Source organism: Clostridia bacterium, assembly GCA_017554615.1.
Lineage (GTDB): Bacteria > Bacillota > Clostridia > UMGS1840 > HGM11507 > SIG450.
Genome location: JAFZHY010000017.1, coordinates 18,436 through 33,149, shown reverse-complemented (window position 1 = coordinate 33,149; position 14,714 = coordinate 18,436). Strand labels below are relative to the sequence as shown.

The 14,714-nt window shown below is 32.2% G+C and carries 12 protein-coding genes and 1 riboswitch; of the genes, 6 read left to right on the top strand and 6 right to left on the bottom strand.

The window, feature by feature from the left end:
* The first annotated feature begins 1 nt into the window (after window position 1).
* The 5 genes from IKZ35_04250 to IKZ35_04230 all read left to right on the top strand — a co-directional run bounded on the left by IKZ35_04250 (window position 2) and on the right by IKZ35_04230 (window position 5,950).
* On the top strand, window positions 2-1,663 hold the full coding sequence (locus tag IKZ35_04250) for a phospho-sugar mutase (GenBank protein MBR4893174.1): 1,662 nt from the start codon (window positions 2-4) through the stop codon (window positions 1,661-1,663).
* A gap of 47 nt (window positions 1,664-1,710) precedes the next feature.
* Window positions 1,711-1,934, top strand: a riboswitch (cobalamin riboswitch).
* Window positions 1,935-2,046: 112 nt separating this feature from the next.
* Window positions 2,047-2,922 carry an energy-coupling factor transporter transmembrane protein EcfT gene (locus tag IKZ35_04245; protein MBR4893173.1) on the top strand — a complete coding sequence of 292 codons (876 nt, stop codon included), beginning with the start codon at window positions 2,047-2,049 and terminating at the stop codon, window positions 2,920-2,922.
* Window positions 2,895-4,523 carry an energy-coupling factor ABC transporter ATP-binding protein gene (locus tag IKZ35_04240; GenBank protein MBR4893172.1) on the top strand — a complete coding sequence of 543 codons (1,629 nt, stop codon included), beginning with the start codon at window positions 2,895-2,897 and terminating at the stop codon, window positions 4,521-4,523. Before IKZ35_04245 ends, IKZ35_04240 begins: the two co-directional genes overlap by 28 nt.
* A gap of 157 nt (window positions 4,524-4,680) precedes the next feature.
* Window positions 4,681-5,433: an ECF transporter S component gene (locus IKZ35_04235; protein MBR4893171.1), complete on the top strand. Its 753-nt coding sequence runs from the start codon at window positions 4,681-4,683 to the stop codon at window positions 5,431-5,433.
* A gap of 10 nt (window positions 5,434-5,443) precedes the next feature.
* Complete coding sequence (locus tag IKZ35_04230; protein ID MBR4893170.1) at window positions 5,444-5,950, top strand: cob(I)yrinic acid a,c-diamide adenosyltransferase; 507 nt, start codon at window positions 5,444-5,446, stop codon at window positions 5,948-5,950.
* A gap of 50 nt (window positions 5,951-6,000) precedes the next feature.
* On the opposite strand, the gene IKZ35_04225 is transcribed toward IKZ35_04230, so the two are convergent.
* The gene (locus IKZ35_04225) at window positions 6,001-7,746 is read right to left on the bottom strand and encodes a Na/Pi cotransporter family protein (GenBank protein MBR4893169.1); all 1,746 of its coding nucleotides are present in this window, start codon (window positions 7,744-7,746) and stop codon (window positions 6,001-6,003) included.
* Window positions 7,747-7,951: 205 nt separating this feature from the next.
* Here IKZ35_04225 and IKZ35_04220 point away from each other — a divergent pair, with 205 nt between their 5' ends.
* Complete coding sequence (locus IKZ35_04220; protein MBR4893168.1) at window positions 7,952-8,710, top strand: SDR family oxidoreductase; 759 nt, start codon at window positions 7,952-7,954, stop codon at window positions 8,708-8,710.
* Window positions 8,711-8,782: 72 nt separating this feature from the next.
* On the opposite strand, the gene rodA is transcribed toward IKZ35_04220, so the two are convergent.
* The 5 genes from rodA to IKZ35_04195 all read right to left on the bottom strand — a co-directional run bounded on the left by rodA (window position 8,783) and on the right by IKZ35_04195 (window position 14,714).
* Window positions 8,783-9,892, bottom strand: coding sequence for a rod shape-determining protein RodA (rodA, locus tag IKZ35_04215; GenBank protein ID MBR4893167.1), 1,110 nt, complete (start codon window positions 9,890-9,892; stop codon window positions 8,783-8,785).
* Between the two features lie 30 nt (window positions 9,893-9,922).
* Window positions 9,923-10,903 carry a peptidylprolyl isomerase gene (locus IKZ35_04210; GenBank protein ID MBR4893166.1) on the bottom strand — a complete coding sequence of 327 codons (981 nt, stop codon included), beginning with the start codon at window positions 10,901-10,903 and terminating at the stop codon, window positions 9,923-9,925.
* A gap of 61 nt (window positions 10,904-10,964) precedes the next feature.
* Window positions 10,965-14,009, bottom strand: coding sequence for a transcription-repair coupling factor (gene mfd / locus IKZ35_04205; protein MBR4893165.1), 3,045 nt, complete (start codon window positions 14,007-14,009; stop codon window positions 10,965-10,967).
* Between the two features lie 139 nt (window positions 14,010-14,148).
* Window positions 14,149-14,412, bottom strand: coding sequence for a hypothetical protein (locus IKZ35_04200; GenBank protein MBR4893164.1), 264 nt, complete (start codon window positions 14,410-14,412; stop codon window positions 14,149-14,151).
* Complete coding sequence (locus IKZ35_04195; protein ID MBR4893163.1) at window positions 14,412-14,714, bottom strand: Dabb family protein; 303 nt, start codon at window positions 14,712-14,714, stop codon at window positions 14,412-14,414. The genes IKZ35_04200 and IKZ35_04195 overlap by 1 nt, the downstream gene beginning before the upstream one ends.

The window sequence follows — 14,714 nt, the reverse complement described above, 5'->3', positions numbered from 1 at the left end:
TATGAATTACTTAAACGAATATGAAAAATGGAAAGGCTATGACTTTCTTGACCAAGAACTTAAAGAAGAACTTGTTAATATTACCGGAGACGATAAGGAAATAAAAGAAAGATTTATAAAACTTTTAGAATTTGGTACAGCAGGTTTAAGAGGTATAATCGGCGCAGGAACAAACAGAATGAACAGATTTGTAGTCGGCCTTGCAACTCAGGGATTAAGTAATGTTATAAAAAATGCAGGTGGGGAAGAAAGAGGGGTTGTTATCGCATACGATTCCAGAAAAAACTCCGACCTTTTTGCCAAGGAAGCAGCAAAGGTATTTGCGGCAAACGGAATTAAAGTTTATCTTTTTGATAGTCTGCGCCCTGTTCCTGAACTTTCATTTGCAATAAGATATTTAAAAACTATTGCAGGAGTTGTTATCACTGCAAGTCATAACCCATATCAGTATAACGGATACAAAGCATACTGGGAAGACGGCTCACAACTTCCACCGGACGAGGCTAAAAAAGTATTTGAAAATATGGAAAAAATCTCTATATTTGATGTTAAGAGAGCAGAATTATCTAACCCTTTAATAAACATAATAGGCAAAGAAATTGACGAAGCCTTTTATGAAGAAGTTTTAAAATTAAGAATTAGAAAAGATGTTAATAAAGACATAAAAATAATATATACTCCTTTCCACGGAGCAGGTAACATACCTGTAAGAGAAGTATTAAAAAGAGCAGGGTTTAATAATGTTATTACAGTTTCTGAACAGGAAATGCCTGACCCTATGTTTTCTACTGTTAAATCGCCTAACCCTGAAGATAAAGAGGGCTTTAATATTGCGATGGAATATGCGAAAAAACATAATGCCAACCTAATTTTAGGAACTGACCCTGACTGCGACAGAGTGGGAATAGTTGTTCTTAATAAAAACGGTGAATTTGTATGTATGACAGGAAATCAGGTTGGTGTTTTACTTGCTCACTATATTTTAGAGGGCTTAAAAGAGCAAGGTAAGTTACCTTCTGACGGAGCAGTTATAAAATCTATTGTTTCTACCAAAATGGTAAATTATATCTGCGAAGATTTCAATGTTAAAATGGTGGATATTTTAACAGGCTTTAAATATATCGGCGAAAAAATTAAAGAATACGAAAAAACAAATGAGCATACTTTCCTATTCGGCTTTGAAGAAAGTTACGGATACTTAAGCGGAACACACGCAAGAGATAAAGACGGTGTTAACGCTTCTATGCTTATTGCTGAAATGGCTGCATACTACAATGAAAAAGGTATGACTCTTTATGATGCAATGGAAAATCTTTATGAAAAATACGGTTACTTTAAAGAACATGTTGTATCAAAATCTTTCTCAGGTTTAGAGGGAATGGAAAAAATTAAAAACATTATTTATAATCTAAGAAATAACACCCCTGAAAAAATCGGAGAATTTAAAATTGTAAAAACCATTGATTACTTAAACGGAGTTGACTCTCTTCCTAAAGCAGATGTATTAAGATTTGAACTTGAAGATGATACTACAATTTATATAAGAGCATCAGGAACAGAGCCTAAAATCAAAGGGTATATTATGGTTAAGGCTGATACAAATAAAGAGTCAGAAGAAAAAGTTAATTTCTATAAAAATCAATTAGACATAATACTTGGTTAAAAAATATTTTGACTTTTTTTGTAAAAGGTAGTAGAATTTAAATATAATTAAAGATTGGCGTACAAAGTGTTGGCCTTATTGGTAACAGATAGGGCCGGTGAAAAGGGAATGAGGTGTGATTCCTCTGCGTAAACTGTCGGTGTATACGTCTTATGCTTTAAAATCCGTTGGCGAAAGCCGGTCATTGGGAAACTGAGAAGGCAGGGTTTTAGGGAGCAGTGCAAACTAAAGACGAAAAGTCACAAGACCTGCTTTGGCTTTGCCTTATACATAGGGCAATTTTTACTTTTTAGTAATGCGTATTTTCACAGAAAAACTCAGGCTGTGGTAATTTTTAAAATTACCACAGTTTTTTGTTTAGTGTAGTAGTAAGGGGGGATAATATGAAACAAATGAAAAATTTTCATCCGTTAGTAAGTTTTTTATATTTTTTATTTGTTATAGGATATTCTATGTTTATTCTAAATCCTCATTATGTTATTATTTCCTTTCTTTTATCCCTTACATATTCTCTTATGATAAAAGGAAAAAAGAGCATAAAAACACTTATATATTTTCTTCCTATGGCCTTATTTATGCTAATTATTAACCCTTTGGTTAATACAAGCGGAGAGACTGTTTTATTCCATTTAGCCGAGGGAAGACCGATTACGAAAGAGGCAATACTTTTTGGCGCCTTATCGGCAGTTATGATTATTTGTGTTATTTTATGGTTTTCTTCATTTAATGAAATAATAGATGATGATAAAATAAACTATCTATTCGGTAAAATTACCCCATCTTTCGCACTTATATTTTGTATGACTCTTAAATTTATTCCGTCATTTATAAGGCACTTAAAAAAAGTTTTAAGGGCGCAAAAAGGGATAAAGAGCCAAAAATCGTTTACTCAAAAATTAAAAACATCACTGTCAGTATTTTCTGCAACTATTACCTGGGCATTTGAAAATGCCATCGAAACATCAGATAGTATGAGAGCAAGAGGTTACGGACTTTTTAAAAGAACTAACTATTCCATTTATAAATTTACTAAAAATGATGCACTTGTTCTTTTTTTAATTTTAATATTTGCAGGTTTTATATTTATAGAGAATTTTATAAATAGTGCCTCAATGGTTTTCTTTCCGAAAATCATTTATCCGTCATATGATTTATCAGGCATTATTTCTTTTGTATTTTACTTTTTACTTATTCTTATTCCGTCAATTTCAGAAATCTGGGAGGTATTAAAATGGAAATTATTAAAATCAAAAATTTAAATTTTACCTATCCCGAAAGACAGGATAAGACACTTAAGGATATTTCCCTTTCTGTTTATGAGGGAGAATTTTTAACTGTTATTGGAAAATCAGGGTGCGGGAAAACCACACTTTTAAGACTTTTAAAACCTTTAATTGCTCCTTTTGGAAATTTGGAGGGAGAAATACTTTATAAAAATTGTTCCGTTTTAAATTTATCTAAAAAAGAAAGTGCAACCTCTATCGGTTTTGTTATGCAAAACCCTGATAATCAGATTGTTACGGACAAGGTATGGCATGAACTTGCATTCGGGCTTGAAAATTTAGGCTTATCTCAAAACGAAATACGCCTTAAGGTTTCTGAAATGGCATCATTTTTTGGAATAGAAGATTGGTTTTATAAAAAATGTGATGAATTATCAGGCGGACAAAAGCAGATTTTAAACCTTGCATCTATTATGGTAATGCAACCTGATGTTCTGGTATTGGACGAGCCTACAAGCCAGTTAGACCCAATTTCTGCAAATGAATTTTTAAAGATATTAGAAAAAATAAACCAAGAGTTTGGCACAACAGTTATTATCAGTGAGCATAGATTAGAAGATGTATTCCCTATTTCTGACAGAGTCGCAGTGCTTGAAGACGGAAAAATTATCTTTACAGGCACACCTAAAGAAACAGGCGAATTTTTAAAAGGCACATCAAACGATTTGATATATTCCCTGCCCTCTCCTATGCGTGTTTATTTAAAATTAGATAGTGGAGCCGACTTCCCTGTTACAATAAGAGAGGGTAAGAAATGGTTAAAAGAATTTTGCAAGGATAAAGATAAAAGAAAGATATCAAGGGATAATTTTAATTTCAAAAACCCTGTTATAACCTTAAAGGATGTTTATTTTAAATATGATAAAAACTCTCCTTTTATATTAAAAGGGTTAAACGAAAAAATATATGAAAAAGAAATATTTTCTATCCTTGGAGGAAACGGTGCAGGAAAAACTACACTTCTTTCTTTAATTTCTTCCCTTAACAAGCCTTTTTACGGGAAAATATCAGTAAAAGAGGGGCTTAAGGTTTCATATCTTCCTCAAAACCCTCAGGAACTTTTTGTAAAAAATACAGTTTATTTAGATTTAGAAGATATACTGGATAAAAAACTAAGCGAAGAAAAAAAAAAAGACAGGATAAAAAAAGTATGCACTCTTTGTAAAATAGACTCTGTTATGGACTTTCATCCATACGATTTATCAGGCGGCGAACAACAAAGAGTAGCACTTTCTAAAGTGCTTTTAAACGAGCCTGATATTCTACTGCTTGACGAGCCTACAAAGGGGCTTGATGCTTCCTTTAAAGAAATGTTTAAAGAGATTTTAAAAAATCTTACAGATAAAAATATAACTGTTATTATGGTTTCTCACGATATAGAGTTTTGCGCAAGTGTTTCTACAAGGTGCGCACTTATGTTTGACGGTATTTTTACAACTGTTCAAAGAAGTGAAAAATTCTTTATGGGAAATAGTTTTTACACCACTTCTGCCAATAAAATGGCAAGGGGTATATTGGATGATGCTGTTACAGACGAAGATATTATTAAAATACTGGGGGGTATTATAAATGAATAAAAAAAGTTCTGTTTCTTACATATTCGGCGTAGCGTTCTTTATATTATTTATGCTGATATTTCTTTATCAGTTTAAGGTAATCGACATAGTTTTTTTAAAATTTATAAACGAACAGATTTTAAATATAATATCTATTGTTTTCTTTTCTTTATTTCTTATGTTTATATTGCCTTATAAAAAAAGAGAAGAAATAAGCAAGATAAAAACTAATAAACTTTCAAAAAGAACACTTATTGCAACATTTTTTATTTTAATTTTAGTACCTGTTACAATATTTTCAGGCATCTATCTATTAGATAATAAAAAGTTTTATATAATAAGTCTTCTTATAATACTTGAAATTTTTGTTCCTTTTATTATTAACTTTGAAGAAAAGAAACCTCAGGCAAGAGAACTTATTATAATAAGCGTTCTTTGTGCTGTTGCAGTTTCTGGAAGAATTGTTTTTGCTTCACTGCCACAATTTAAACCAATAGTTGCAACTGTTATAATTGCAGGGGTTTGTTTTGGGGCAGAAACAGGCTTTTTAGTGGGCGCTGTTTCAGGCTTTGTATCAAACTTTTATTTTATGCAAGGGCCTTGGACACCATGGCAGATGTTTGCCTTAGGCTTGGTTGGGTTTGTTGGAGGAATTATATTTAATAAAGGGTTTATTAAAACATCAAGATTATCACTTAGTATATTTGGTTTTTTTGCAATTTTAATTATTTATGCTGGAATTTTAAACCCGTCTTCTGCTCTTTTATATTTACCAAACCCTACTTTTTATGAACTCTTTATTGCATCTATGGTAAGTGGATTTATATTTGATTTGGTTCATGCAGTTTCTACTGCCTTTTTCTTATATTTTATATCTGAGCCACTCATTTTAAAATTAGAGAGAGTAAAGACAAAATACGGACTTAAGTAAGGAGAAATTTATGAAAATGATTCATATATACCACGGAGACGGAAAAGGAAAAACTACTGCATCTGTCGGCATTGCCATAAGGGCTTTGGGAGCAGATAAAAAAGTTGTGTTTTCTCAATTTTTAAAAAGTGATTCCTCCTGCGAGATAAAAGTGTTAGATAAATTATTAGATGTTAAAATATGCAAAAATAAACATGGCTTTTTCCCACAACTTAATGACAAAGAAAAGGCAGAGGTTATAAAAGAGCAAAACGATTTATTTTCTACTTTAGAAGATACAACCTGCTTAGACTTACTTATTATGGACGAAATTCTTGATGCAGTTTATCTTAATATAATAGACGAAAAAAAACTTATAGATTTTCTTATTAAAAAAAGAGAAACAACCGAAATTATTTTAACAGGGAGAAATCCGTCAGACGATATTTTAAATCTGGCAGATTATATTACATATTTTAAAAAAGAAAAGCACCCATTCGACAGTGGAACAGGTGCAAGACTTGGAATAGAATATTAACTTATGATATTAAAAAAGCCGATATGAACTATCGGCTTTTTATGTGTTTTTTATTTTACTAAATATTTTTCAGAATAAATTTTATATTTGGACTTAAATTCTTCATTTTCAGTTTTTAATGTTCTTAAGCCTTCATGCATATTAAGATGATGATTTGATGTTTCAATAATACATCCTGCAATATTTGAACAATGGTCGGATGCTCTTTCAAAGTTGGTAAGAAGGTCAGCCCATATAAACCCTGCTTCAATAGTACATTGACCTTTTTGAAGTCTTCTTATATGACTTGTTCTTAACTCGTCTTTTAATACATCAATAACTTCTTCTAAAGATTCAATATCAAATGCCACACTTAAATCGTTGTTTTCAAATGCACTAAGAGATAAATCTACAATTTCGTTTACTGCATTTGATATAACCAAAAGTTCTTTGGTTGCAAACTCTGTAAACTTAATTTTCTTATCTCTCATTTCTTGTGCAGATTCTAATATATTAACTGCATGGTCAGACATTCTTTCAAAATCGCCTATTATTCTTAAAAGTTTTGCCGCTTCAGCACTCTCATCTTCATTTATACGGTGATGAGATAGTTTTAAAAGATAGTCGCCTATTATATCTTCATAATGGTCAGTCTTTTCTTCCATTTCTTTAATTTTATTGGCTTTTTCTTCGCTGTAATCGGTAAGAGATAAAATACTTTCTTTAAGCGCAGTTACTGCACAGTTTGCCATCTTCAATGCGTAATTTCTGCTGGTAACAAGCGCAACTGCAGGAGTTTGTAAAAGTCTTTCGTCAAGTTCGGTTGTTTCTTCTTCACGCTTGGCATCAGGAACAAGTTTGCAAACAAATTTTTCTAAAAGAGATGACATTGGAAGAAGAATTATTGTACAGATTATATTAAATATAGAGTGGCTTATTGCAATTCCTAAGTGGGTTGCGTTTACATCAAGAATTGCAGGGTTAAACACACCTTTTACAATATATAATCCTATAAGTACAACAACAGTACCTATTATATTAAACGAAAGATGTGCAAAAGCAACACGCTTTGCATTACGGTTAGTACCAAAACTTGATAAAATAGCAGTTATACAAGTACCGATATTCTGCCCCATTATAATAGGAAAGGCTGCACCATATGAAATCTGCCCTGTTACTGTAAGTGCCTGAAGTATACCGACAGAAGCAGATGATGACTGAATAATTGCTGTAAGCACAGCACCTGCAATAACACCAAGAATAGGGTTTTTAAACGCTACAAAAAGTTCTCTAAAAGCAGGAACATCTCTTAACCCTGCAACAGCACCAGACATTATATCCATACCAAACATTAAAACTGCAAACCCAAGAAATATTGTTCCTGTATCCTTTTTCTTATTGGTTTTACCAAACATAAAAAATGCAATACCAATAAGTGCAAGAATCGGAGTAAATGACATAGGTTTAAACATCTGAACAATAAAGTTACTGCCCTCTATTCCTCCAAGGCTTAAAATCCACGATGTAACTGTTGTACCGATGTTGGCACCCATAATTATACTTATTGCCTGTTTTAAGTTCATAAGCCCTGAGTTAACAAAACCAACTGCCATAACTGTTGTAGCAGATGAACTCTGGATAAGGGCTGTTACCCCTAAACCTGTTAAAAAACCTGCAATTTTATTAGTTGTAAGTTTTCCAATAATTTCGCTTAATTTATCTCCGGCACGGCGTTCTAGTGAATCGCCCATAACACTCATACCGAATAAAAATAAACAAAGCCCTCCAATTAACGTTAGAACATCAAAAAAATCCATAATATCCCCTTTCTTTTGTCTGTTTATTTATGTATTTTTTATTCTTTTTTAAGTTTTCTCAGTTTACATTATATCATACCACTTTTAAAGATGTAAACATATTTTTTACTCTTTTGATAAATTTGGATATATTATACAAAAATGGCTTTAATATTGTATTTTTATATGATATAATTTATACATAATTAAAAAAGGAGAATAAATTATGAATGATTTATTTAATATAAAAGGTAAAAAATCAATAGTAACAGGTGGAACAAAAGGTCTTGGCTTTAGTATGGCTGAGGCACTAATGGATGCAGGATGCGAAGTGGCAGTTATAGGATCAACCGATAAGATTTTTGATGCGGCAGATAACTGGAAAGAAAAAGGATATATCGTATATCCTGTAAAAGCAGATTTAAGCATAAAAGAAGAAAACTTCAGGGCATTTAATGAGGCTATATCTTATCTTGGGGATATTGATATTTTAGTATGCGCTGCAGGAATGATTACAAGGCATATATCTGATGAATTCCCACTTGACGAATGGGAAAAAACAATTAACTTAAATTTAAATTCCACATTTATTTTCTGCAAAGAGGCAGGAAAAATAATGTTAAAAAAAGGGTACGGTAAAATTATAAATGTTGCCTCTATGTGTTCTTATTTTGGTGGGCAGACTGTTCCTGCCTACTCTGCAACCAAAGGAGCAGTTATGCAACTTACAAAAGCCCTTTCCAATGACTGGGCAGGTAAAGGAATAAATGTTAACGCTATTGCTCCAGGATATATGGCAACCGATATGACCAAGGCTATAAGAGAAAACAACGAAAGATATAATGAAATTACAAAAAGAATACCAAAAGGAAGATGGGGGACGAAAGATGATATGAAAGGTGCAACATTGTTTTTAGCATCAAGAGCAAGTGATTATCTTTGCGGTGCTATTATACCTGTTGACGGTGGATACCTTTGTAAATAACATTACTTTTTAGATTAAAAAGGCTTTGATGGAGTATATCCATCAAAGCCTTTAAATTTTTATAAGTCTTCTCTAAAAATTTATTACTCTATGCCTTATTTTAATATTTAAAACTATTCCAATGGCTATAAATGTAGTAAGCAAGGATGAGCCACCGTAACTTAAAAACGGAAGAGTTATCCCTGTTACAGGCATAAGCCCGATAGTCATACAGATATTTTCAAAAGACTGTGCAAGAAACATCATTCCTATACCTGTTGCAATATATGTGCCTAACGGATTTCTTGCATTATATGCTATATGAAAACATCTTATTATAATAAATACTATTAAAGCGACAATTAAAAATGCGCCGATAAACCCGAATTCTTCACCTGCAACAGAGAATATAAAATCTGTATGCTTTGCGGGAAGATAGCCAAGTTGGGTTTGCACACCTTGTAACAGGCCGCTTCCTGCAATTTCACCCGAGCCGACTGCAAGTTTAGACTGGATAACCTGATATCCGCTTCTTAACGGGTCAAGTTCAGGATTTAGAAAAACCCTTATTCTGTCTTTCTGGTATTCAGAAAGGAAGAAAAACCACAAAAGCGGAGCAGAAACTACGCCAAGCCCTATCGCTGAGAGAATATATTTATAGTTAATACCTGCAACAAATACCATTCCTGTAAATATGGCAACAAAGACCATGGCTGTTCCAAAATCGGGTTGCAAAAGTATAAGCCCAATAATTATTGCAAAATGCAATATAAAAAGAAGAATATTCTTTATGTTATTTATATCTTCGCGAAAGTAATCAAGCTGAACAGCAAAACAGATAATATATCCTATTTTTACTATTTCAGACGGTTGAAATTTAATAACTCCAAGGTCAATCCAACTGTTTCCGCCAACTTCCTCTGCTCCGATACCGATAAGCAGCACAAGAACAAGTAGGAATATATTAGCACCAAAGATATATAGCCACTTAGTAGATAAAAACTCATAGTCCCAAAACGCCATAACAAGACATATAAAAACTCCTGCTATAAACGCCACTGACTGAACTAAGATAATTCTTAAAGAGCCATAACTTTTAGAGGCGCTAAAAACCAATACCAAACCGATTATTGCAAGAATTACACACGCAAAGAAAAGAGGGGTATCAAAGTTTTTTAAGTTTTCTTTGATTTTTTTAACCATTGATTTCTTTTGCCCTCCTGCTTTTTAAACTTAGAATTTTAATTTATCAATAACTTTATTATTTACAGTAATATTAAATTCTTTTTTCCAGTTTTCGATGTTTGCTTGTCTGAATTCTGTGATTATTCTGTTACGGATAATTGCTTCAAAATCTCCTGAGTCAGACACAAAATCTTTTTCGATAGATAAAGGCAATCTTTTAATAATGTGATAACCGTATGATGTTTCAACTATATCAGAAATTTCATTAGGTTTTAGTGCCTTTGTAGCCTGTTCAAATTCCAAAACCATTTCCCCATCGGTAAATACATATCCTTCAGGGCTTGTCTGCTGACCTGGGTCTTTAGAAAATTCGTTTGCTAAATTTGTAAAGTTTTCACCTGATTTTGCTCTTTTTAAGATAGACTCAATTTCTTCTTTAACCTTTGCTTTTTCATCTTCGCCTAAAGGAGCGCCTGATTCGTCAGTTGTAAGTAAAAGAATATGCTGAGCCTTTAAGTAATTATTAGAAAACACATCTTTTAAAACATCTTCGCCAAGGTTGATAGTGCCTTCTTCGATAAGTTTCTGGTCATATGCATCATTTATTGCATAAAGTTTACAAATTTTTTCTAATGCTTCTTTATCAATTTTAAGTTCGCTGTAGATATTATTAAAAGAACCTGTAAAATATGATTTATACTGATTTGCCGCATCTAAAAGAGCATCGTCATATATTAAACCTGCCTGTTTTGCTTTTTGGGCCACAACATATAATTCCACAAGTTGATTTAAAGCACTTTCTTTTACAAGCTCAAAGTTTTTCTTACCGTCAGTTTCAGCATTCCAGTATTCTTCATTATTAAGCCCCATTTGACCTGCCATTAAAATCTGAGTGTTGTAAAAAAAGTTGTATTCATTCATTGATGCATTTTCGCCCTCAATGGTTAAAACATTCTGTGCAACCTTTCCACATCCTGCAAATGATATTAAAACTGAAATAAGTAATGCAAAAATTATAATTTTTTTCATATTATCATTCCTTTCAACATTGTATAATTTAATTATACAATAATTTTATTTTTTGCAAAGATTATTTTAATAATTGTAATATTTTTTTAATATTTAAAAGTTTATCTTTTGCCTCGTGTTTATACATCTTATAAGTGAATGCTACCGAAGAGGAATTAGACACCATTATTCTGTCAGGATATTCTTCGCTTATCTTTGATATTTTCTCAAAATCAAAACTTTCCTGACTTTGATATTTAAAGGTTATCTTAAAGTTAAAATCAGTTACTTCACATATGCCAACACTCTCTGCCAATGCTTTAATATGAGCAATTTTACAAAGATTTTCAACGGGTTCGGGCATATCGGAAAATCTGTCTGTGATTTCGTCTTCTATCTCTTGCAAATCTTCATCCGTTTTTATTGAGGCAATTTTTTTATACATATCCATTCTTAAATCGTGATTTTCAATATATCCGTCAGGAATGAACGCATTTTCTTTAATATCCACCTTACAGTTAATATCCTCTGTAATTTTTTCTCCCTTTTTAAGTTTAATAACTTCGTCTAAAATACGCATATACATATCATAGCCTACAAGGTCCATATGCCCATGCTGTTCTATTCCCAGTACATTCCCTGCGCCTCTTATCTCTAAATCTCTTAAGGCAATTTTAAACCCTGAGCCAAACTCTGTAAATTCCTTTATGGTTTTAAGACGGCTTTCTGCCTGTTCGTTAATGGCTTTATTCTTTTGATAGGTTAGGTAGCAATAAGCAAGTTTATTACTTCTTCCTACCCTGCCTCTTAACTGATAAAGTTGGGATAACCCTAATCTGTCGGCATTCTCAACAATAATTGTATTGGCGTTTGCAATATCAATTCCTGTTTCTATAATGGTTGTACACACCAAAACATCAATTTGCCCGTTTAACATTTCTAAAAATGTTTTTTCAATTAGTGTTTCGCTCATTTTGCCATGAACCACTTTTACATTTATTCCAGGGCATAAACTTAAAATTTTATTTGCCACTGTGTTTATACCTTCAACATTATTATAAAGGTAAAACACCTGCCCACCCCTTGAAATTTCTTTATCTATTGCGTTTTTTATAATCTGCTCGTTAAATTCCAATACATAAGTCTGAACAGGGAATCTGTCAAGAGGGGGTTCTTTTAAAACGCTCATATCCCTTATTCCAAGCATAGACATATTAAGAGTTCTTGGAATAGGGGTTGCACTTAAGGTTAAAACTTCAATAGTATTTTTCATTTCCTTTAGTCTTTCCTTATGCTCTACTCCGAACCTTTGCTCTTCGTCTACAATTAAAAGCCCTAAATCTTTAAAGGAAACATCCTTTGACAGAAGCCTGTGTGTGCCTATAACTATATCAATTTCGCCTGTTTTTAATTTTTTAATAACCTGTTCCTGCTCTTTTTTAGATTTAAATCTTGAGAGCATTTCCACTTTAACAGGAAAATCTTCCATTCTTGCTTTAAAGGAATTATAATGCTGCTGAGCAAGAACTGTGGTAGATGCAAGATATGCAGTCTGTTTTCCTTCCGATGCACATTTAAAAGCAGCCCTCATTGCAACTTCTGTTTTACCATATCCAACATCTCCGCAAAGAAGTCTGTCCATCGGACGGGAAGATTCCATATCCTTTTTAACTTCTTCTATACTTCTTAACTGGTCTTCAGTTTCTTCATAAGGAAAAGTCTGTTCAAAAAGCGCCTGAAGGTCAGTATCTTTCATATACTGATGCCCTTTGGTATTTTCTCTTTCGGCATATAGATTTATAAGTTTATCAGCAAGGTCAGAACACGCATGACGCACTCTTTCCTTTATCCTGTTAAACTCCTGACCGCCTAAACGGTTAAGTTTAACGCTTCTGTCCCCTGCTCCTATATACTTACTAAGATTATCAAGTTGGTTTACAGGAACATATAATATATCTGTGCCATAATATTTGATTTTTAAAAAGTCTCTCTTAACAGAGTCAACTTCCATTTTCTTTGTGCCAAGATACTGACCTATACCGTGAACACTATGAACAACATAATCTCCCACATTTAAGTCAGAAAATGATAGAATATCATTATCCTTGTTTTTCTTCTTTTTCTTTGGTTTATATTCGCCAAAGATTGACCCGTCATAAAGAAGAATAAATTTATTCTCAGGATAATGAAAACCCATTACCCCTTTTTTCTTTAAAAGATATACTCCCTCGCTTATATTTTCGCTTTCATCTATAACCAAAGGAAAAATCTGAAGAGAATTAAGATAGTTTCTGATATTTTCTGTTTTATTTTCAGAAACAGGGATAACTACTGTATAGCCTTTATTTTTATAATTTAAAAGGTCTTCTGAAAAAAGATTTATCTTTCCGTAATACCCCGGTGTGTCAGAAACCGTGATATTTATATTCATAGTCTGCCTGTAAAGTTCATTGGAGGTTAAAATATTCATTATACCTATTAACGGATAGGATAATACTAAATTTAATACTTCTTCCTCATCTTTATATACAAAATTCTTAGGTATTAAGATATTTTTTTCGGCAAGGTTTAAAAACTGCTCTCGCCTTTCAAGTTTTAAGGCTTCTTTTTTCTCATTAAGCCTTTGAGGCTCGTCAATTACAATAAGAGTATTCTCTTTATCAAAATAATCTAAAAATGTGTTTTTCTCTTTATAGATAGATGTGATATATTTATCAATGGAATAAAAATATCTTTGATTTTCAATTTTTTCTATATCACTTTTAACTTCTTCTTTTAAATCGCCTTTTAAAGTTTTTAAAATACCTTTTAATTCTTTTAAAAGTTCTTCTTTTGTTTCGTCCTTAAATACAACCTCTTTTGCAATGGTTATATCTATTTTATCAAGATTTTCTACCGATTTCTGAGTTTTTTCGTCAAAGAGCCTTATAGAGTCTATCTCGTCGCCGAAAAACTCAATTCTGTACGGAAAGTCGCACAAAGGAGAGAATATGTCAACTACTCCTCCCCTTACAGAAAACTGCCCCTTAAATTCTACCATACTCTCTTTCTGATACCCCATTATAACAAGGGACTCGGATAATTTATCGATTGAAATTTCTTGTCCACACTCTAAGTTTAGAGTCATATCATTTAGCACGCAATACGGTATAACAGGCTGAGTGAGAGCGTCAAATGTGGTTATAAAAATCTGTGGGGTGATTCCTTTAACAGATGAGAGTGTATTTATTCTTGATACAAATATATCAGTGCTTTTAGCGTCAATATTAAAAAAAGTTAAACTCTCTTTCCCAGAAAATATGGGAGTTTACATTAAAAAATGACAGCATATTGTTAAGACTTTTTAAATAAGTCTCATTCTTTGCTATCACAAGTATATTTTTATTCGTATTCTTTAAAAGTCCATATAAAAAATGGGGCTTAGCGGTATCGGTAAGCCCTGTCAAATTTATTATATTGTTATCAAGATTTTTTAAAACTTCCTGATACTCTTTTGTACGGTTAAATAAATTTAAAAATAAATCTTTCATTAAACCTCATAATCAATGCTGACTCTTTTATCAACAACTTCTCTTACAAAAGTTCCTACTTCCTTATGATACTTATTTACAATATAAGAATCAAGGTCGTCTTTGTTTTCAAAAAGAACATTTAAGATAAAATCATATGAACTTGGTGTTTCAACCGAATTTATCCCCACACTGATTTCTATAATTTCATCAATTTTGTCTTTAAGGACAAGAAGTTTCTCTTTCATTAAAATAAGATTTTCTTCTTTTTTATTGCCCAATGCTTCATCTTTTAATGTCCATAATACTGTATGATTTATCAT

Bases quoted from the DNA above. Each gene is read 5' to 3' on its own strand.
- rodA (MBR4893167.1), bottom strand. From the start codon at position 9,892: ATGGTTAAAAAAATCAAAGAAAACTTAAAAAACTTTGATACCCCTCTT.
- IKZ35_04245 (MBR4893173.1), top strand. From the start codon at position 2,047: ATGAAACAAATGAAAAATTTTCATCCGTTAGTAAGTTTTTTATATTTT.
- mfd (MBR4893165.1), bottom strand. From the start codon at position 14,009: ATGACTCTAAACTTAGAGTGTGGACAAGAAATTTCAATCGATAAATTA.
- IKZ35_04220 (MBR4893168.1), top strand. From the start codon at position 7,952: ATGAATGATTTATTTAATATAAAAGGTAAAAAATCAATAGTAACAGGT.
- IKZ35_04235 (MBR4893171.1), top strand. From the start codon at position 4,681: ATGTTTATATTGCCTTATAAAAAAAGAGAAGAAATAAGCAAGATAAAA.
- IKZ35_04240 (MBR4893172.1), top strand. From the start codon at position 2,895: ATGGAAATTATTAAAATCAAAAATTTAAATTTTACCTATCCCGAAAGA.
- IKZ35_04210 (MBR4893166.1), bottom strand. From the start codon at position 10,903: ATGAAAAAAATTATAATTTTTGCATTACTTATTTCAGTTTTAATATCA.
- IKZ35_04195 (MBR4893163.1), bottom strand. From the start codon at position 14,714: ATGATAAATCATACAGTATTATGGACATTAAAAGATGAAGCATTGGGC.
- IKZ35_04200 (MBR4893164.1), bottom strand. From the start codon at position 14,412: ATGAAAGATTTATTTTTAAATTTATTTAACCGTACAAAAGAGTATCAG.
- IKZ35_04250 (MBR4893174.1), top strand. From the start codon at position 2: ATGAATTACTTAAACGAATATGAAAAATGGAAAGGCTATGACTTTCTT.
- IKZ35_04230 (MBR4893170.1), top strand. From the start codon at position 5,444: ATGAAAATGATTCATATATACCACGGAGACGGAAAAGGAAAAACTACT.
- IKZ35_04225 (MBR4893169.1), bottom strand. From the start codon at position 7,746: ATGGATTTTTTTGATGTTCTAACGTTAATTGGAGGGCTTTGTTTATTT.